The organism is Aliivibrio sp. S4MY1 (assembly GCF_028765545.1).
Lineage (GTDB): Bacteria > Pseudomonadota > Gammaproteobacteria > Enterobacterales > Vibrionaceae > Aliivibrio.
In genome coordinates, this window is the sequence record NZ_JARACP010000012.1 from 67,670 (window position 1) to 87,050 (window position 19,381).

A 19,381-nucleotide genomic window follows, 5' to 3' on the forward strand; every position below is an offset into this window, starting at 1 on the left:
TCCACATTTAAAGGGATTTAATCAATCATAAAAAAGTAATACTTTTTTATTTATCTGATTTTTTAGAAGCTTTAAACTTCACCTGTCGAAAGGTAGTGATTAAATGCTCGAACGGATTGAAAAGAGTTCATAAGCAACTTTCCTTCAATGTGCTCAGGGGAAGATAATGCACGTTTTACAACATCGTTAGTGATCAAACTACGCTCAGTACAACCTATGATTTTCGTTTTATTGGTTATGCCTTGTGTCGCAAAATCATTCCATTCTTTAATCACATCGTGGTTATAATTCAGATAGAAAGTAGAGAATTTGTTGTGAAACATTTGAGTGTATTCTTGCTGTATCACTGCAACTTTACTAACGTAAGAATCTAAGTCATTCATCAAGATTTTTATGTGTTTATCATTACTCTGGTTAGATAGTTCTTTTTGCAAAGCGAGGGTTGTTGCACCAGTGCCAGAAGCTATATCACCAACATAATACTCACCTTTTTCAACACATAGCATTTGAGCGACTGAATCTGCTATTGAAGTTGGCGTTAAGTGCTGGCAATACTTAGACTTACTGCTGTTTTTAAGAGCGTAGATTTTACCCATCACTTCACCTAAAACATCACGGTAAGGGTGCTTTTTTAGCTCATTTAGATATGCAGTGGTGATCTTTGATACTGACTCTGAATACTCAGAATATTTAGACTCAACTACCCAAGCATTGACGAACACATATTGCATTTCTACGAAAATTTCAAACATTCTTTGTTGCTTGATATCGTGTTGATGTGCTTCTTCATCTATAACTTTTAATACTTTTCTCATAGAATATCCTTTTTAAGTGGTTATGTTTAAAAGCTATCATTGATAACTCTTAAACTTAACCACTGGCGGTTAAGTTGGAGCATTACAAATAAACAATATCAACACCGTTATTTTTCATTTGTTCTATCTGTTTTGAAAACCAAATCTCATCTTTTATGCATTCAGCTATATGTTGTAAATCTTTATCTTTTATCGACCTGATAATCTTGCTTGATACTTCTGAATCAGATATTGCAGACAGTTCGACAATCCCAATTAACAAAAATATGTCAGTATCAATCTGTTTAGCATTATGCTGTTTGCAAAAGCTTTTAGCTTGATTCTTTTTGACAAAATAAAACCCATTGTTAATTTCAGTATGCGTCCAGCAATACTTATCTGTTGATGCTTTTTTCAGATAGTATTTAAGCTCATCTTGATCGATTAGTAGATTCATTAGAGATTCTAATTCTCTATTTTCGTTAAAGATTGCGTTGTATTGTTCAATTTGTGTATTCATATTATATTTCTCTATTGTTTGTTGTTTGTTGTTTGTTAGATAATCTCAATATCAGAGTATTTATTGATTAAACGCTGAATGTCTTCGATGTAATTTTCATAAATTGAACTCACATACTCTTCAACTTCAAAATCTTCATCGTCATAATCATAAGCTGACATAATTTCTTCGGAATATGATTCAAATTCAAAGTCAAAATCAACATCTTGTAGTCTTACACTCGATATCGCTAACTCAACAACATAGTTATAAAAAAGTTGTTGGGACTCTTTAAACTCTTCATAATCGACAATCTCAATATTGTCATTTTTGTCTGTTAGTTTAATTTTCATATTATTTATCCTCTATTTGTTTTAATCTTTGTTTATGCTCATTTTGCATAGCTTCGAACCATTCGCTAACCTGATCTTTTTTTGACTGTTTTTTCCACCTTCTGACTGCCATTTTTGTTATTTCAATATCAAGCAATTCTTCTAAAATATTTAGAAGTTTTGACCTTATAATTACACCCATCAGCAATTGTTTTGAATCAATATCAAAAGCGTTATAAACAACGCTTACAACATTGTGCAGTTCATTTAAATCTGATTTAGATATGATTTCTTTATCATCAACTAATTTGATAAAATGATTAACAACAGCTCTTTGCTCACTTTCAAGACATTTAAGTTCTTCAAAATATTCTAATGTTTCTCGAAATCCAGATAGATCTTTTATTTTTAAATTCATTGTATTTATTCCTCTTTAAGTTTTGTTTAGATGTAGCTTGCCCCTGCCAGTTTTTCAGACATACAAAAGGGACGTTGTTTAAGTATTTTTTAGCTTGCTAACTGCAACTCAACTTTTTTCGCTCGAATAGACACAAACATCTTTGCTAAACAAACAAGCTTTGCTTCTTCTATCAGTTGCGAGTGTCTGTCTTGGAAGTAATCAGCATAATGATTCACGATTACCGCAAGGGTTGTGTATAGCAATGGATCAGGTCTGCAAGCTGGACGATTTGAGCACATTTCTACGATCATTTGAGCGTAGCAATGCTCAGTAAGCGAGTAGTCGTTTACTGTCGATTTGAAACCATTAAAGAGGATTTTTTGATAAACGTTATTCTCAGCATAAGCTTTGTTAAGCATACCAAGAACAAAATCAATTAGCTGATCTTTGCTCGATAAAGTCAAAGATTGTGAGACAGCGTTTCTAACGACTTTTGAGCCGTTGACGAAAGGATTGTAGTTCAACATTAAATCATCAGAATTCATTACATAGTAAAGATGATTCAGCTCTCTGATTTCTTCATTCAAGGAATCAGTAATGTTTTGTAGAGCTTGTTGTAGTTTTTTGTTTTGCATTTTCTTTCTCCTGTTTTATGCAGGGAAAGAACAAAAGTTCCTGTTGGTTAAGTTAATACTTTATACGTGTTTTTTAGTAATCTATATACCAATTGACTATCTATAAAAGTTTCTGTTAAAAGTTTTCCATTTAGTTTTTGTTCTGTTCCGATTTGTGCTGAGAATAATGCCTGGAATTTTTGAAAAAGTCAATAGAAAAAACTTGACATTAAACCCAAGGTGTGATTTAAAATAAAAATTCAATATTTTTTAAGTTATTGAGTTTTAAGAACATTTTATTGCTTTTATACCGAACAAAGCATAAACACAGCCAAAAACAGGTTAAAACCAATTTTTTGCAATGTGATTTGCATCACGTTTTTAGGTCATGAAAATAAATTCAACTTTTTTATTTTAATACTATCAGACACAAAAAAAGCACAAATAATGTGCTTTTTTAGTTTAATAATGATTTTAAAATGGTGATTTAGCGGTGTTATGAATTGGAGAATTAAAATCAGCATATTCAACATTAGCTCCATTTGCGATTGTCCAACCACTTATGTCTTGATTAAAAGAGCTTGCACTACTGAAAATAGACCAAAAATTCGTTCCTTTTGAAACATTCCATTTACTAATGTCTTGATTAAAGTCATATGCTTTGAAAAACATACTCGCAAAAACTGTACCATTCCCTACATTCCAGCCACTTATATTTTGATTGAATTTCACTGCTTGACTGAACATACCCCTGAAATTTGATACATTCTCTACATTCCAATTGTTTATATTTCCATTGAAGCGTTCTGCTGCGTAAAACATATCTAATAAATTTTCAGCATTCGACATATCCCATTTTGACAAATCTTGATTAAAAGAGCTTGTTCTGTAAAACATTCGAGAAAAATTCACTCCATTCTCTACATTCCAGTTGCTTATATCTTGATTAAAAGATGTATCTAAGAACATATTGCTAAAATCAGTAATACCCTTTGTGCAGACGTTCGTCACATCATCACCATTCGCAATCATTGCATCTAATTCGACTCTTGTAAGCTCTGTTTGTGTATCACAAGCATTTTTTGGCGCAGAAAATGGTGATTTCGCTGTGTTGTGGATCGGAGAATTTATATCAGCATTAGTTTTCGTTGCATATTCAGAGATTGCCCAACTACTTATATCCTGATCAAATGCGGTTGCATCACTAAATATAGAATCAAACTTTCTTACCTTTGATACATTCCAACTACTTAGATCTTGGTTGAATGATGATGCACCTGCAAACATTGAACTAAATCGAACACCATTGGATACGTTCCAATTGTTTAATTTTTGATTGAATGAAGTAGCACCAGAAAACATAAAACTGAACTCTTCCCCTTTTGATACATTCCAGCCACTTATATTTTGATTGAATGATGTTGCATTATTAAACATATATGTAAATCTTGTTCCTTTTGATACGTCCCACTTACTTAAATCTTGATTAAATGATACTGCATTGCGAAACATACCCGTAAAACTCGTTCCTTTTGATACATTCCAACCACTTATATCTTGATTGAATGCCGATGCATCGATAAATGTAGATGTAAAATTTATTCCATTCGACACATCCCAATTGCTTATATCTTGATTAAATGTAGTGTTGTAGTCAAAAAGTAATGAAAAATCTGTTATGCAACTTGTATTTACTTTTGTCACATCTTCATTATTTTTTATCATTTCAACCAGATCTGTTCTTGAAACACAAGCCGTTGGTGTTTCTAATTCTTGATTACTTATTGTGCTATGAACAACAGCAACAAACGCAGCATTCGCATTTAGCGAAACTACTGAAAGCAGTGATAGTGTTAAAAGATTTAATCTCATTCTTATTCTCCATTTTTAATTATTGTTTCTTATAATATTTATTTACAACAAATATTTTTTATTCAATAGAGATTTATTAAATATTTTTTAGACTAACAAATATCACTTTAAACAAGGTCTTTTACTTTTGAACTTTTTCCATTTTTGATGAAAAAATGTATAGCAAAAAAAGCATAACTCTTTTAGAAAATTGAAAGTTATATTAAAAATGGTATAGATATTATAGCAATCACAAAAACTATAATGGAGTATCTATATGAATAAACAACAACTATCAAACTTAGTGCAATACATACATATCAAGCAACCTGCAACAAAAGAAGAAAATGATCGCTTAAATCAATTTATCTGCTTAGCTTCTGGCTTTAAATATCAAAGCTTGCTTAAAATTACTGCTAATTTTTCACTGTTAAACAAACAATACTTACAAGCTTATGCTGCTGATAAATATTCAGAATCGACAAAAAAAGCATTAGAGAAAAGAGACAATTTCTATAATAAAATGGTCGATATGTTCATTAAATCTTTTGGCATTGATTTAACTAAAAGCGAAGATCTGACAATTGAAGAAATTTGGAAAGCATTACAGAAGAAGCACAGTCGCTCAGTAGTGATTAAAAGAGTCTTTTTTGAAGAGATTCATCAATCCTTGACGTTTTTTTTAGAACACGATGAGCTTAAAAACGAGTTAATGAATGAATTCAGAAACGTTGGCTTGAAGCCTCGTTCAGTCGTTGCGCTTATTAACGCTCTGACGATTGACGACAAGCCACAATGTTCAGAAGCATATAAGCAAGCTTACTTGGTCTTAGAAGAGCAATTGCAAAGACACTATGAAGAAGTGTCGGTGCTTGAAAGGGGTAGCTGTAAAATGCGATTAGATAGTCTTGTAGAGAATTTGATTCAGTTAAATCAGTTCAGAAACGTTGAAGAGAATTTCAATCTTAGACAGCTTTACTACATACCCGAAGTGATGTTGATAAAAGCGTGTATGAGCCAAGCATTGAACAAAGTTACAGTATAAAAAAAGAACAGGTTTGAAACCTGTTCTTTTCATTTATCTACGTTGTCGATTTCGACTTCTACGATCTTGTTTTTGAGAGTCGTTTTTTTGTTGTTGCTGTTCAAGTGCATTATCTACATCATTTTCAAGCTCTTTCAGTAATTCAGCATCGTGATCCACTACTTGCGCTACTTCAAGCACTTCTTCTTGTGCTTGTTCAACGGTTTGCTCTGGCTCAACCTCATCATTTTTAACGTCTGACTGATCATCATCAATTTGCTGTTTTTCAACATTTAGACGCTCATAATAAGCAAGCTCACCTTCATCACTGTATGTCGGTGATGGTGCATTTTCTTGCACTGGCAATTCGTCAAAATCAGTCTCTTGGTTCTCGAATGTTTGTTCTTGCTGAACGTCAGAATCTTCATTAACTGGTTCACTCGTGAAATCAAAACCATCATCAAATTCAGGCGGTTCTTCATAAGCGTTGGATGAATCTTGAACTGGTATTGCAGCTTTTTCGTTTAGCTCATTAGCAAAATCACTCATCTCTTGCGAAACAACTTCATTCTCTTGCTCTACATCGCCTTGCGATGTTTGTTCTGGTTGAAATTCTGGTGATTCAGTGTCGCTTGTTGGTTCAGATTTTGGCTCTTCTACAACGTTCTTTTCTGTTTGTTTAGACTCATTTTCAATAGCTTCAACAGGAACATCAATCGGTTTTCCGATTTGTAGAGAGTTATCAAGTTCTAACTCTTGATTAACTACTAAATCTTGTTTTTGTAGTTCTTTTAGAGCTTCTTTGTATGCTTTTGGCACTCCAAAGCCACAACTAATTTTTGAAATATCATATCCATCAGCTTTTAACTCTTTCCACGCTTCAACGACATTTTTAAGCGTCTCTTCATCTTTTGGAGCGTTGTTTAATACAGGTGGTTTTACATTGGCGAACATTGATTTAATCTGTTTAACCGAAGCGTCAGCACCAGCACTCGCATTTTTATAACCGCCCCCAATGGCTTTTGTGTAAGTCGCAAAGGTGTTTGAATCTGGATCAAAAACACGCTCTTTAAGCACACCTTGCTTTTCAAAAGACAAAGACTCTTTCAGCTTCTCACGATACTCTTTTTCCCACTCATCGTATTTTTTTATTTGCTGTTGAATTTCACTATCACTCTGATTCTCTGGTTCAGCTTTTTTAAGAGGGTTTACATCATTAACACCAGAATAATCAACAAATTGCTCTTCATCAGAATTACCAATAACCAGATCATTTTGTTCATCATTCGTAGCTTCATCAGTTGCTTTAAAGTCGTTAATTTTTGCAGGGTTAAACTTCATCAACGTCTTATCTTGATCTAAAACGTCTTGGTCATTTTGAGCTACAAAAGCCTTTTGTTCAGCGTCTTGAAAGTCAATCACTTTGTCTTGTAAAAGCTCATTTGCTTCTGCTGGCATTTGAAGATAGTTCTGTTCTTGGTCTAAAAATATCTCAGGTCTAATATCGTATTTTGAACATTGGTTGAAAAGCTCATCAACAAACTCTTCATTAGATTCAAAGTTTTGTTGGTTCATATTCACTCTCAATGAGTTCAAATCAGAAGGTCTTTGCTTCAAAGATTCTTCTGTCTTTTGGATTTTGGTTTTTGTGTATTCTTCTCTATTCATTTAAAAATTCCTTGTTTTTCAGTTGTTAAGCACATTTCCAATTTTTGCAAAAGTGCTATTGTAAATCGTCCAATATTAGTTCAGTCTCATAAAGCTCTTGCTCATTCCAGTCGATTGAAGCCATTTCAGAATCAGCTTTAATCACCTGTTCGATAGCTCTTTGTTTCACCTTCCTGTAAAAGCTTGTTGCTTTTAAGTTCTGGTGAAGTTGGTGCAACTCTTCTTGATCAATCAATTCATAATCTGAATCGTGTTCAATCATTGAATTATCTTTCGTCATTAACTCATAGCCGTTAAGCATTGTTAGACTCAATACAAAAGTCTCTTCATCAACTATAAAATGAAACTCTTCATAGTCTAAATCGTAGTCAATAACGTCAATAAAAATGTCGTAATCTTTGTTAAAAACCTTACTGTTAATCATATAAATATTTCTCCTTAGTTATACTATATGTGATATCAAAAAAATAAGATTTTGCAAATCCAGATACAAAAAAAGAAGCAATTAAGCTTCTTTCTTTGGAAATATCAAAAAGGAGTTTTTTCAATATTTCTTGTTTAAAAGTTATCGTCTTGGTTTAAAGCTATTCCTTGCTTTTGGCAACTTTGACTTAAACTTCATTTCTTGATTCTCAAACTTAACCCCATCGGCAAGATCATCAAGTGTCATTTCTTTCTTTTCATTGATAAATTTTAAATCTTCGTGATTAAATTTTATCTCTTTATTATTTATGTCTTTCATAGTAATAACTTCCTTGTCATGTATTCAATAAAACATATTAAAAGAAAAATGCAAGAGTAAAACGAAAAAATATTTTAATGCTATTTTCTATAAACGTGAGATTAAATCTAATTTTTTGAACCTTGTCTTTACTCAACAATATTCAAGCTGGCGTTTGTCCTACGCAGAAAGATACGCATAACTTTACAACAAACATTAGAAACAACGGAATGAAGGGAAAAATCAAACATAGAACAATAATAATTATATTATTGTGATTCTTCACGCTCTTATGAGCGTGTCTTCTGGATTATTTAAGATTGCGAGGGTTGTTGTTGTGGGTTTGATGTGGGTTATTCATAAAAAATGATAAGCTTTTGCTTATCACTTTGTTTTATTCATTGTCATTGTTTGAACTTTGATTTGCAGATACATTCATAAAAGCATTGAGTGCCAAATCAGCATTTTCATAAATCATTTTCTTTTCTTCATCGCTCAACTTTTTTGCGTTTGGTAAGTTATGACTTACTTCAAAGACATTGTGCTTTGATTCTACGTAAGAGCTACTAACTGAAATATTGAAAAACATATTTTGTGTAATATATATACAAACTAACATCAAAAAAACTGGCAGCAGAGAAGTTAAACAATCTTTCGATAAATCAGAATTAAAAAATATTTTCATACTTTCGCTCATAGAATTACTCACTTTTCACTGAATTTTGTTTTAACAATAACACTACTAAACAAAGACCGAAGTAGCAGTAAACTAAGATAAATGGCTTATATATAGCTGTCGTGATAAGTTCAGCACTAAACATCGTTATAATCCCCGTTATCAGCATCAAAGCGTTAGCGCATACAGCTTGATAAAACTCCTTACCTTTTTGCTTATACTCCATAGCTTGAAGCGTCATAAAGACACTGGTTAAGATATACATAAACATAAGAATCATCAAAGCTATGGCTAAGATTGGTTCTTGCACAGCAAGCCATTCAATTGAACTTTTACTTGCTACTGTGTAGATAGATATTGATACTGCCATTAGGTTTAATAAAATACTTTTTATACTCATTTTTCTATTCCTCTCTTTTAATTTATTGTTTTATAAAAATAACTCTGCAATAACGACAACTACACACAGCATCACTAATGCTTTTTTTAACTTACTTAGTTTGTTGATTTTCAATGTTTCAATTTGCTTTTCAACACGTTCAATTTCTCTTTTCAAATACTCTTGTTCATTATCGAAATTTGCATAAGAAAAGGCAGTATCACAATCATAACTTTCAGCTTCAATCTCATTAGATAACTCTTTGCTTAAAGACTCTAACAACTGTTCAACTTCAACTCTTCTATTCATTAAAATATCAAGTTCAGCTTCTTTATCATCTATCAACGATTTTGTTTTAGACACTATGTTTCTTATACCCAAATCTTTAACTAATCTTTCTAAATCATTCACTTCGTTGATTTTTGATTTGATTAAGTAATAGTGTTGATAGTAGTTATGAATCTTGTCAGCTTCAAAGCTTGAAACACTCTCTTGCTCTTCAAACAGATCAACTTTGTCTTTCAGTTTTTGATTTTGAAGAATGTAATCATTTATGATTTTTTGTTCACTTTCGATTTTAGAAAGCAACTCTTTTCTTTGTTTTTTCATTCTAAATTTCCTTCTGCATATATGATTTATGTATCATTTTTTATGCTTTTTTCAATATACATTGAATGAGATATCACAGAGGGACAGCAAGAATGCTTTTGTTGCGTGGTTTTGATGAATGAGATTTTTTATAGAGTGGCAAAATTCTAAAAAAAATAACAGGTATAAAAAAGGCACTTATGAAAGTGCCTTTAAATTATCAAACAAAGATTTGATCTGACTGTTCGATTTGCCTTTTTATTTTTAGGTATTTCGCTGGATTTTCTTGATAGAATTGTGCCATTTTTTCAACTGGCGGGTATTTTTTGCTCTCTAATCCTTCCAGATAGTCTATTGGTAAAATTATTGTAGTTGTATAATCAATCGAATCTTTAACTGTCTCTGTTTCTATCACAGGTAAAATATCAAACAATTCTTCGTTTTCAAGCTTGCGATCAACAGGAATAAATCTTGAATAACCATCAAAAAAGTCAACTTTCAAAAGATTTCTTCCAAATGGATTGTCTGCGTCTTTTTTATTGATCAAGTTCATAGATTTGATTATCTTTTTCAATTCTATATTTAGTTTTTCCCTTTTTTCAACATCTCTTTTTTCAGACACAACATCTATCAGTTCGTAAATCGAATCATTGGTATCTATGCTATTCTTGTGTCGCATATTGATAGCTAATATATCGCTTTCAATAGCTTTCATCTGATCTTCATACATTTGAATTCGTAGTTCTTTTTTGGAGTAATCGTGTTGAACTTTTTCAAGCAATGATGGAATCGTAATATTAGATATATTGTTAACCAACTGTTCAATTTCGACTTGTACTTGTGATTTTAGTAGATTTATTTGATATTGATCGTGCCGTAGTCTTGTCAGTTCTTCCATGACAGCACTATCGTCAACTTGATACCCAAGCACTCGTCCAATGTTAATGTTTCTGCAATAACTCAATAGATTATGTTCAAAAAACTCAACACGGTACGTATACGCATCACATTTACCTGATCGAGAATAACTACAAACTAAGTTTGCGTGTCTGCCTGAACGTTTATCATCATTTACTACATAGCTATATCCACATTTAGGACACTTTAAAATCCCTTGCGCAATGTTTGCTACTCGCTTATTTGGTTTTGTATTTGATTGCTTTCTTTCACCCATCATCTTTCTTAACATAAGAAACTCAATCTCTGTCAACAATGCAGGGTAAAATCCTTTTGCCGTATAAACAGGGATACGCACCTTTTTCCCTAATTTTTTTCTATCATACAGCCCTTGCTGAACATCCTTTTCTGTTGGGTAATAGTCTTTATGAAAGATCAGATTTCCAATCAATGATTCATTACTATCATCTGTAAGAACCTGATAAAAAGTGTGTGTTTGAAAACCTTTTTTTGTATCTTGTTTCTTTGAAAACTCGACTTTGAATTCGCCCTTAGTTATAGCATCATTTAAACGTCTGATTGACGAAGTTAGACCGTATCCATCAAGCATTCTTTCTAAGAAAAACTTCATTGCTTTTCTATTTTCTTCTATAAATTCAAAACCTCGATTATCTGGCTTCGGTTTAAGCCACCAAGGACAAGTTTTTGTCGGGTTTAAAGGATAATTCAGACCACCTCTTTGATCCTCAGTCAAATCGAAATAATCAATGACTTCTTGGCGTTTTTTCGACCAGTTTTCACGATGTCGCATTTCTTTCATTCGGCTCTCATTATGTGATCGAGAAAGCGTGAGAAGCGCAGAAAACAAGTCCAACATTCCCATATCTGATTTGAGTGAGTTCAAGGAATAGATTTTTTGTTCATTTTCAGCCACAACTACGATGTTGCAGTATTCAACCAAATCTAAGAAAAGCTTGTTTGCAGTATGCAGATCTGAACGTGTTAATCGGTCAAGGGATTCTATGAAAAAGAATGTGTTTATCTCGCCCTTCTCGTTATACACTTTTGGAAGTTCACCACCTTTAAACAGGTTTATCAGTTCTGATAACGAACCTTGCGTCATGTTTTTGCCACGGTATGCTGACACACCACGATCTTTCAGAGATATTATATCGTTGAGTGGAACACCATGTGTTTCACAAAAATCAATTACATACCTTTGGGTCAATTCATCTTGTCGATACTCTGATAAACCTTCTTTTTGTATGCTTGTAGAAAATCGTGTGTAAGTGATCACTACGGGTTTAACGTTCGATACCACTACTGCTAAATCATTGAGTCTCATATTTAAACTGACCTAAATGTTTCATTGTTTCGAACATAATACCGCTATAATCTTCTTTTTACTATTAACAAAGTAATGATTATCGCCCCTATCGGCGTTTTTGGTCTAATGGCGGAAGCCGTTGGTACTTTTGGTTTTGGCGCGTTAATGGTCGTATTTAAGCTGTTTATGGTTTATGTTGCCGCTATTTTTGTGTTCGGTTTTATCGCTTACCCATTAATGGTAGGTCTATTAACTAAAACTTCAGCCAAGAAATTCCTTCTTGCAATGAAAAAGCCACAAGCCGTTGCTCTATCTACAGCCTCTTCAATGGCTACACTGCCAGTAACAATGGAAACTGTTGAGAAAGACCTAGGTGTTCGCAACTCTACCGCCTCGTTTGTTCTGCCATTAGGCGCAACCATCAATATGTCTGGTAACGCAATTTACTACGGCTTAGTTGCTATCTTCTTTGCTCAGCTATTCAACATTGATTTATCAATTGGCGCTTATCTAGCAATTATTGTTACATCAACACTTGGGGCTGTTGGTCAAGCAGGTGTTCCTGGCCCATCATTCTTAGTGGTTGCGGTTTTACTTGCCGCAGGTATTCCTATTGAAGGCCTACCGCTTCTATTCGCTTTAGACCGTATCTTCGATATGATCCGTACCGCGCTTAACATCACTGGTGATGCAGCGTGTGCTGTGATTGTTGATTCAATGGTTGAAACAACAGACACAATAGATACACCTATTGAAAATAAATAAGCATAAGATTCATTCTCTTTAATAAAGATAATTAGGTCAATCCGTATGAATTGGCCTTTTCTTTTTCTATCTATTTCCGCAAAAATGTAACAAGCAATTTTTAGCGATTCCCTCCCCTGTAAATTTTCGATACACTCGCTACATAATTAATTATTGGCTCAACCTATATATATGAAACAAATTTTAGATTTTATTCCACTGATCATCTTCTTCACTCTATACAAGATGTACGATATCTACACCGCAACAGGAGCACTAATCATTGCAACTGCAGTGCAGCTAATTGTAACTTATGCTCTATATAAGAAAGTTGAAAAGATGCAACTGATCACCTTTATTATGGTGACAGTCTTTGGTGGCATGACAATATTCTTGCATGATGACAACTTTATTAAATGGAAAGTTACCATTGTTTATTGTGTGTTTGCAGCAGGTTTAATCGTTACCCACATTCTTGGTAAACCAGTGATTAAAAGCATGTTAGGCAAAGAAGTTACCTTACCTGATGATAAATGGGCAAAGATTAATCACGCATGGGTGCTGTTCTTTACGGTTTGCGCGATTGCTAACTTGTACGTTGCATTCGAAATGCCACTTGATGTGTGGGTTAACTTTAAAGTCTTTGGTTTATTAGGCTTAACCTTCTTATATACTCTATTTACAGGCATGTACGTCTACAAACACATGCCAAAAGAAAAAAAAGAAGAACAAGAATAGCTAAAACGATAATGATTAAGCCGTGTATACAATACGGCTTTTTTATGTGCTAAAATTGGCTTAACTTCATTTTAGTTGTATTGGAAACCACTTTGACAACCCCAGATCACTTTGGACAAGCCCCTAAAGGCCAACTGCTTCTTCGTACTCTCTCTATGCCCGCTGACACCAACGCGAATGGTGATATTTTTGGTGGTTGGATTATGTCACAGCTTGATTTAGCTGGTGGTATTTTAGCGAAAGAGATTTCAGGGGGACGCATTGTTACGGTTTCAGTATCAAGTATTACCTTTAAAAAACCTGTAAAAGTAGGCGATGTGGTTTGCTGCTACGGTGAATGTGTGAAAATTGGCCATACTTCAATGTCAGTTAATCTTGAGGTATGGGTTAAGCCAATTAAAGAACACGGTGTTGGAGATCGCTTTATGGTTTGTGATGCCACTTTTAACTATGTTGCGATTGATTCGAGTGGAAAACCGCGTCCAATCCCTAAAACTGCGTAGTTATTAGAATTTTTCTGATTAATTCATAAAAAGCTCTGGTTTATGGCTAGAGCTTTTTTTATGATGGCTATATCAATGACGATACAACATAAAAGGACTCAACCATGTGGTATGTAATTTTTTCTCAAGATGTTGAAAACAGCCTAGAGCGTCGTTTAAGTGTTCGTGAAAAACATCTAGAGCGCCTTACCCTGCTACAAAATGAAGGTCGTTTATTGGTAGCAGGGCCAATGCCTGCAATCGACTCAGAAAACCCAGGAGAAGCAGGCTTTACTGGTTCAACGGTAATAGCTGACTTTACTTCATTAGAAGCAGCTCAAGAGTGGGCTAACAATGATCCATATATTGATGCCGGGGTTTATGCGAATGTCATCGTTAAACCATTTAAAAAAGTACTGCCCGCTTAATTTCTTGTTTAAACATGACCTATTACTTTATTCATGTTCATAACTCACTTGTATTTAACTAAAAAAGAATCACAATGAAAAAACTTATTCTTACTGCGTTAAGCGCTATTCTACTTTCAGGTTGTGCTTCTAACGAACAACAACAAAAAATAGAAATGTTGGCAGACTATCGGGCTAGTATTCTTGCCAGTACCCTTCCACTAGAGATGGGACAACTCACCTTAATTCAAGTAAAAGAGAAGCAAGGTGTCGTTGAAATGATCTTTTTAGACAGTGGCGCTGGTGAAATGAGTACTAATCAAATCATTGAAAACAGCATCACAACTTACTGTAAAGATAAGGAAATCCGCCCTGTACTAGAAAAAGGCGTTTCTTATCGTTACCTAATTCGTAACTCTCGTGGCCAAAAACAAAACGATATTTTTGTTAATGAACAGTCGTGTTTAGATCGTGAACAAATGAACGAAGAAAAATAAAGTTCATACCGACAGAGAATAAAAAGCCCTCTCACTAATAATAATGAGAGGGCTTTTCTAAATTTATACCGCTTATAAACTAACGGGTAAAACGCATCACTTTTAAGCCGCTTTCAGGGTTAATATCTGCAAACTCTGGCGGGTTATCTAAACGCTCTACAAACTTCAGCTCTGGCGCTTCCTCTGCCATTCCATCAATTAAGAAATCAGTAGATACCGCCGGTGAATTCACACAAGCTAGCACTTCACCCGTTTCACTCAATAAACTAGGTAAACGACGTAAGATCTTTTGATAATCTTTAGTTAATGCAAAACTGCCTTTTTGAAAACTTGGCGGATCAATAATGATCAAATCATACAAACCCAGTTTCTTAATCTTGCCCCAAGACTTAAAGATATCATGACCTAAGAATTTTACTTTTGATAAATCGTGTTCGTTTAAACGGTGGTTATCACGACCACGGCTCAGCGGACCTTTCGCCATATCTAAATTAACCACTTGAGTTGCGCCACCCGCAATCGCAGCAACAGAAAAGCCACACGTATATGCAAACAAGTTTAATACCGATTTACCTTCACTGTGCGCTTGAACCCATTTACGACCATAGCGCATATCTAAAAATAGCCCCATGTTCTGATTCTTTTTAAGCTCTAGCTGATATTTCAAACCATTTTCTACAGCAACAGGGAAAGAATCTTCACTGCCCCACACGACTTGAGTAGGTGCTAATTCTTGATAACGGTGTTGTAATAAAATAGCTTGGCCTTTAGCATTTTTCCATGCATCTGATCCGGCAAAGGCGTTCAACTTTGATTCTAGAGCTTCAACAAAAGCAGGATCTTGCTCTTTAAATAGCGCCACGACTAGTTGACCTTGAAGCCAATCAACGGTGAGCTGTTCTAAACCTTCAAAACATTGTCCACGACCATGGAATAAACGACGAAGCTCATTCTGTGATGTTGCTAACTGTGCTTCTAAATGGGTAAATAACGTATCTAATGCTTCTATCTTCATGATTTCTTCTTAATCTCTGGCCAAGTTAATGTCCACGGTGTTTGCCACTGCGCTAATCCTACTTGAATGGTGTCATCTTGCCACTCTTCGCCTTGTTTTGGGACTTCTACAAATTCAAACGCTTGTTCTTGATAAGTAAAGCGTAAAGCATACGCATGAAGATAACCGCGATCTGCTTTAGATGAGCTATAAATTGAATCACCCAAAATACCCGAACCGACACTCTTTAATGCGACTCGAATTTGATGAGTTTTACCAGTATGAGGCTTACATAAAAATAGACGATTGCCATTATGTGCAGCCGTTGAGAAAAACTGAGTAATTGCAGGGTTTTCTTTACTGTTGATCAGCTTCCATGATGCTCTACGTGAACGCTCCATATCGCCAATAACCAGACCTTGTTTTTTCTTAGGCTTTTTATCACCAATCGCAAGATAGTATTTTTCAACTAAACGCTTTGCAAATAGCTGTGATAATTCACTGGCTGCTGATTGGTTTCTCCCAATAAGCAATAGCCCTGATGTCATCTTGTCTAAACGATGAATTAAATAAAGCTGCTTATCTCCACTAACTTTAGCTAACTCAATCAATAATGAGGTTTCACCGTCGTCTTTATGAACACTGATGTTTGGGTGCTTATTTATAACAAGAAAATCTGAATTTTGATAAAGGATATCGAACATTGGCGCTCCTAAAATTGAGCGCAGAGTATAGCGAGGATGGTATCTCAATTCCAATAAAAACGCCGATCAGATGATCGGCGTTGAGTTATTATTTGTAATTAAAGAGTCTTACTTATGACGTTCTTTCAGTTTATTAATAACATCATCGAACGATAGACCTTGATCTTGAAGCAGAACAAACAAGTGGTACATTAAATCTGCTGATTCACACACTAACTCCGCCTTGTCACCCGACGTCGCTGCAAGCGCGACTTCAACGCCTTCTTCGCCAACTTTCTGCGATATACGTTTGGTGCCACGGGCATAGAGACTTGCTGTGTAAGATGAGTCAGGATCAGCATTCTTACGCTCGGCAAGTAGCTGTTCCAACTGATGAAGCCACACCAATTGCGTTTCTTCGGTTTTATCGCCATCCCAACAAGTGGTTGTTCCTGTGTGGCACGTTGGGCCTACTGGATTAACTTTAATAAGCAAAGTATCGTTATCGCAATCTAGAGAAATATTAACTAGATTCAAGCTATTGCCAGACTCTTCGCCTTTGGTCCATAAACGATTTTTAGTTCGAGAGAAAAATGTAATCTTCTCTGTTTCTAATGTTTTCGACAGTGCTTCTTGGTTCATGTAACCCATCATCAATACTTGGCTTGAACCAAAATCTTGAATAATAGCAGGCACTAACCCATCAACTTTTTCCCAATCAATTCGTGTTGCTAATTCTTGTTGGCTCATCGGCGTACCTCTACATCCTGTTCGGCTAAATATTCTTTCAACTCACCAATATTGATGATTTGTTTGTGAAATACTGACGCTGCTAAAGCACCATCAACATTGGTTTTCTTATAAGCATCCGCAAAGTGAACCATTTCACCGGCACCACCTGATGCAATTAATGGCACATGGCACACTTCTCGTACCATTTTCAACTGTTTTAAATCGTAACCGTTACGCACACCATCTTGGTTCATCATATTTAATACGATTTCGCCTGCTCCGCGTTTTTGAGCTTCTTGCACCCAATCTTTGGTTTCCCATTTGGTTGCTTTGGTACGCTCTTCATCACCAGTAAATTGATAAACTTGGTATTTACCCGTTTCTTTATCGAAGTATGAGTCAATACCAACCACAATACACTGAACGCCAAATTTATCTGCAAGCTCTGTGATAAGTTCTGGGTTCGCTAATGCAGGAGAGTTAATTGATACTTTATCCGCACCAAACTCTAAAATCTTCGCCGCATCTTCTGCCGTTTTAATTCCACCAGCCACACAGAATGGAATATCAATCACTTCAGCTACGCGTGCAACCCAGCTTTTATCGACAACGCGTCCATCACTTGATGCGGTAATATCATAAAATACCAATTCATCGGCACCCTCTTCTGCGTAACGCTGAGCTAACGGAACGATATCACCAATAATCTCGTGATTACGAAATTGAACGCCTTTAACCACTTGCCCATCTTTTACATCAAGACAAGGAACTATTCGCTTTGCCAACATTGGAATGCCTCCTCTGCGGTAAACTTACCATCAAGCAATGCTCGACCAACAATCACACCAGCAACACCAGAGCCTTTCAGCGCAGCGATATCATCTAATGAGCCAATGCCACCGGATGATTGAAATTGAACTTGTGGGTACTGTTTACATAGGTCTACGTAGAGTTCTACATTCGAGCCTTGCAGCGTGCCATCGCGTGAGATGTCAGTACATAATACGTGCTTAAGGCCAACCGTTAGGTAATCTTCAAGCAGCGCTTCAATAGTCACGCCTGAATCTTCTTGCCAACCTGAAATAGCAACGTTGCGAGTTCCGTTTTCATCAATGTTAATATCTAGCGCTAACACGATTTTTTCAGCACCGTATTTTTCCATCCAACCTTTGACTAATTCTGGCTGCTTAACTGCTGTTGAGCCAACAACCACACGTTGTGCTCCGGCGTTTAATAGATCTTGAACATCTGCTTCATTACGAACACCACCACCAATTTGAATATTGGCAGGCGTACTTGCTAATAAGCGTGCAATTAAGTCCAGTTGACGCGCTGTTGTGTCTTTTGCACCCGTTAAATCTACAAGGTGTAGCCAATTTGCACCCGCTTGGTGGTACAGATTGAACTGCTCAGCTGGATCAACTTTGTATTCTGTTACTTGCCCGTAATCGCCTTGAAACAGACGAACCACTTGGCCTTCAATTAAATCTAATGCTGGAATGATCATAAATATCCTTTTACGCCTCACTTTACTGTGAGTTCCTAATTTTTATTTACGCTATCAAATACTGTACTTTCAGAGTAATAGAGTTCAGATCGCTTAGCTTGAAGAATTCAGAAAAGCCGCTATAACATTGATTATCACCTCACCTTCCTCTGAACTCTGCAAGGGAGCTTACGACCGATCTGAACTCTTTCTATTCTGCCCCTTTCTTTTACAACTCCAAAAAGTTCTGAATAAGCTTTGAACCTACTTTACTTGAGCGCTCTGGGTGAAACTGAACACCATAATAATTACCCGCTTGTAATGCTGCAGTAAACGGCTGTCCATAGTCACACGATGCAATGGTGTAATCACCCACTTGCATGCCAAAGCTGTGTACAAAATAAAAATAACTTTTCTCTGGAATGTCTTTAAACAGCGGATTACCTTCCACTGACTTAATGGTATTCCACCCCATATGGGGCAGTGGTAAATCTCCTGTTTGAAGCTTACGAACTTCACCATCACATAAACCTAAGCAATCCACAATTTGATCTGCTTTTTGGCCTTTCTCTTCAGAGAGTTTACCTAGCAGTTGCATACCTAAACAGATACCCAATAGCGGCTTTTTAACTTGTTTAACCAACTCAATAAGGTCACGTTCAGCCAAGTTTTTCATTGCTTCACTTGCTGTACCAACACCCGGTAAAAATAACTTATCCGCAGCTAAAACCACTTGTGGATCTTTGCTTATCGTAACGTCATAACCCAAACGCTCAATCGCAAATCTCACTGACGATACGTTAGAACAGCCCGTATCAATAATAACGACATTTTGTTTTGTCATAGTC

At 35.4% G+C, this 19,381-nt stretch carries 24 protein-coding genes and 1 pseudogene; 6 read left to right on the top strand and 19 right to left on the bottom strand.

Features of this window, described 5'->3' with window-relative positions; genetic code table 11:
* Window positions 1–71 precede the first annotated feature (71 nt).
* The 6 genes from PVK71_RS14410 to PVK71_RS14435 form a co-directional block, all read right to left on the bottom strand.
* Window positions 72–815, bottom strand: a complete 744-nt coding sequence (locus tag PVK71_RS14410) for a hypothetical protein (RefSeq protein ID WP_130043337.1) — start codon at window positions 813–815, stop codon at window positions 72–74.
* Between the two features lie 82 nt (window positions 816–897).
* Window positions 898–1,314 (bottom strand): hypothetical protein, encoded by a 417-nt coding sequence (locus PVK71_RS14415; RefSeq protein WP_130043336.1) that lies wholly within the window; start codon window positions 1,312–1,314, stop codon window positions 898–900.
* 35 nt (window positions 1,315–1,349) lie between these two features.
* Window positions 1,350–1,646 (bottom strand): hypothetical protein, encoded by a 297-nt coding sequence (locus PVK71_RS14420; RefSeq protein WP_130043335.1) that lies wholly within the window; start codon window positions 1,644–1,646, stop codon window positions 1,350–1,352.
* 1 nt (window position 1,647) lies between these two features.
* Window positions 1,648–2,043 (bottom strand): hypothetical protein, encoded by a 396-nt coding sequence (locus PVK71_RS14425; RefSeq protein ID WP_130043334.1) that lies wholly within the window; start codon window positions 2,041–2,043, stop codon window positions 1,648–1,650.
* 89 nt (window positions 2,044–2,132) lie between these two features.
* Window positions 2,133–2,660 carry a hypothetical protein gene (locus PVK71_RS14430; protein WP_130043333.1) on the bottom strand — a complete coding sequence of 176 codons (528 nt, stop codon included), beginning with the start codon at window positions 2,658–2,660 and terminating at the stop codon, window positions 2,133–2,135.
* Window positions 2,661–3,113: 453 nt separating this feature from the next.
* On the bottom strand, window positions 3,114–4,511 hold the full coding sequence (locus PVK71_RS14435) for a BspA family leucine-rich repeat surface protein (protein ID WP_130043332.1): 1,398 nt from the start codon (window positions 4,509–4,511) through the stop codon (window positions 3,114–3,116).
* A 256-nt stretch (window positions 4,512–4,767) separates the two neighbouring features.
* Between PVK71_RS14435 and PVK71_RS14440 the strand changes: the two genes are divergently transcribed.
* A complete protein-coding gene (locus tag PVK71_RS14440) occupies window positions 4,768–5,535 on the top strand; it encodes a hypothetical protein (protein WP_130048249.1) in 768 nt (255 codons plus the stop codon).
* Window positions 5,536–5,568: 33 nt separating this feature from the next.
* On the opposite strand, the gene PVK71_RS14445 is transcribed toward PVK71_RS14440, so the two are convergent.
* The 7 genes from PVK71_RS14445 to PVK71_RS14475 all read right to left on the bottom strand — a co-directional run bounded on the left by PVK71_RS14445 (window position 5,569) and on the right by PVK71_RS14475 (window position 11,788).
* Window positions 5,569–7,182 carry a hypothetical protein gene (locus PVK71_RS14445; protein ID WP_130043330.1) on the bottom strand — a complete coding sequence of 538 codons (1,614 nt, stop codon included), beginning with the start codon at window positions 7,180–7,182 and terminating at the stop codon, window positions 5,569–5,571.
* 55 nt (window positions 7,183–7,237) lie between these two features.
* Window positions 7,238–7,606 (bottom strand): hypothetical protein, encoded by a 369-nt coding sequence (locus tag PVK71_RS14450; RefSeq protein ID WP_130043329.1) that lies wholly within the window; start codon window positions 7,604–7,606, stop codon window positions 7,238–7,240.
* A 141-nt stretch (window positions 7,607–7,747) separates the two neighbouring features.
* The gene (locus tag PVK71_RS14455; RefSeq protein ID WP_165366795.1) at window positions 7,748–7,924 is read right to left on the bottom strand and encodes a hypothetical protein; all 177 of its coding nucleotides are present in this window, start codon (window positions 7,922–7,924) and stop codon (window positions 7,748–7,750) included.
* A gap of 373 nt (window positions 7,925–8,297) precedes the next feature.
* Complete coding sequence (locus PVK71_RS14460; RefSeq protein WP_130043328.1) at window positions 8,298–8,600, bottom strand: hypothetical protein; 303 nt, start codon at window positions 8,598–8,600, stop codon at window positions 8,298–8,300.
* A gap of 4 nt (window positions 8,601–8,604) precedes the next feature.
* A complete protein-coding gene (locus PVK71_RS14465) occupies window positions 8,605–8,979 on the bottom strand; it encodes a hypothetical protein (RefSeq protein ID WP_130043327.1) in 375 nt (124 codons plus the stop codon).
* Between the two features lie 30 nt (window positions 8,980–9,009).
* Window positions 9,010–9,567 (bottom strand): hypothetical protein, encoded by a 558-nt coding sequence (locus tag PVK71_RS14470; protein ID WP_130043326.1) that lies wholly within the window; start codon window positions 9,565–9,567, stop codon window positions 9,010–9,012.
* Between the two features lie 199 nt (window positions 9,568–9,766).
* Window positions 9,767–11,788, bottom strand: a complete 2,022-nt coding sequence (locus PVK71_RS14475) for a recombinase family protein (protein ID WP_130043325.1) — start codon at window positions 11,786–11,788, stop codon at window positions 9,767–9,769.
* Between the two features lie 51 nt (window positions 11,789–11,839).
* Here PVK71_RS14475 and PVK71_RS14480 point away from each other — a divergent pair.
* The 5 genes and pseudogenes from PVK71_RS14480 to PVK71_RS14500 all read left to right on the top strand — a co-directional run.
* Window positions 11,840–12,535 (top strand): annotated as a pseudogene (locus PVK71_RS14480) (dicarboxylate/amino acid:cation symporter); the annotation flags it as partial.
* 171 nt (window positions 12,536–12,706) lie between these two features.
* Complete coding sequence (locus PVK71_RS14485) at window positions 12,707–13,252, top strand: septation protein A (RefSeq protein ID WP_274419588.1); 546 nt, start codon at window positions 12,707–12,709, stop codon at window positions 13,250–13,252.
* Between the two features lie 155 nt (window positions 13,253–13,407).
* Entirely contained in the window at window positions 13,408–13,755 is a 348-nt protein-coding gene (yciA, locus tag PVK71_RS14490) for an acyl-CoA thioester hydrolase YciA (protein ID WP_443111727.1), read from the top strand.
* 104 nt (window positions 13,756–13,859) lie between these two features.
* The gene (locus PVK71_RS14495; RefSeq protein ID WP_274419590.1) at window positions 13,860–14,162 is read left to right on the top strand and encodes a YciI family protein; all 303 of its coding nucleotides are present in this window, start codon (window positions 13,860–13,862) and stop codon (window positions 14,160–14,162) included.
* A 74-nt stretch (window positions 14,163–14,236) separates the two neighbouring features.
* Window positions 14,237–14,638, top strand: coding sequence for a GspS/AspS pilotin family protein (locus tag PVK71_RS14500; RefSeq protein WP_274419591.1), 402 nt, complete (start codon window positions 14,237–14,239; stop codon window positions 14,636–14,638).
* Between the two features lie 79 nt (window positions 14,639–14,717).
* On the opposite strand, the gene PVK71_RS14505 is transcribed toward PVK71_RS14500, so the two are convergent.
* From PVK71_RS14505 to hisH, 6 genes are all read right to left on the bottom strand, one after another.
* The gene (locus PVK71_RS14505; RefSeq protein ID WP_274419592.1) at window positions 14,718–15,653 is read right to left on the bottom strand and encodes a class I SAM-dependent methyltransferase; all 936 of its coding nucleotides are present in this window, start codon (window positions 15,651–15,653) and stop codon (window positions 14,718–14,720) included.
* The gene (locus tag PVK71_RS14510; RefSeq protein WP_274419593.1) at window positions 15,650–16,336 is read right to left on the bottom strand and encodes a TIGR01621 family pseudouridine synthase; all 687 of its coding nucleotides are present in this window, start codon (window positions 16,334–16,336) and stop codon (window positions 15,650–15,652) included. Before PVK71_RS14510 ends, PVK71_RS14505 begins: the two co-directional genes overlap by 4 nt.
* 108 nt (window positions 16,337–16,444) lie before the next feature.
* On the bottom strand, window positions 16,445–17,065 hold the full coding sequence (gene hisIE, locus PVK71_RS14515) for a bifunctional phosphoribosyl-AMP cyclohydrolase/phosphoribosyl-ATP diphosphatase HisIE (RefSeq protein WP_274419594.1): 621 nt from the start codon (window positions 17,063–17,065) through the stop codon (window positions 16,445–16,447).
* Window positions 17,062–17,835 (bottom strand): imidazole glycerol phosphate synthase subunit HisF, encoded by a 774-nt coding sequence (hisF, locus tag PVK71_RS14520; RefSeq protein WP_274419595.1) that lies wholly within the window; start codon window positions 17,833–17,835, stop codon window positions 17,062–17,064. Before hisF ends, hisIE begins: the two co-directional genes overlap by 4 nt.
* Window positions 17,817–18,554 (bottom strand): 1-(5-phosphoribosyl)-5-[(5-phosphoribosylamino)methylideneamino]imidazole-4-carboxamide isomerase, encoded by a 738-nt coding sequence (gene hisA / locus PVK71_RS14525; RefSeq protein WP_005418747.1) that lies wholly within the window; start codon window positions 18,552–18,554, stop codon window positions 17,817–17,819. The genes hisF and hisA overlap by 19 nt, the downstream gene beginning before the upstream one ends.
* 208 nt (window positions 18,555–18,762) lie before the next feature.
* A complete protein-coding gene (gene hisH / locus PVK71_RS14530; RefSeq protein WP_274419596.1) occupies window positions 18,763–19,377 on the bottom strand; it encodes an imidazole glycerol phosphate synthase subunit HisH in 615 nt (204 codons plus the stop codon).
* Window positions 19,378–19,381 lie beyond the last annotated feature (4 nt).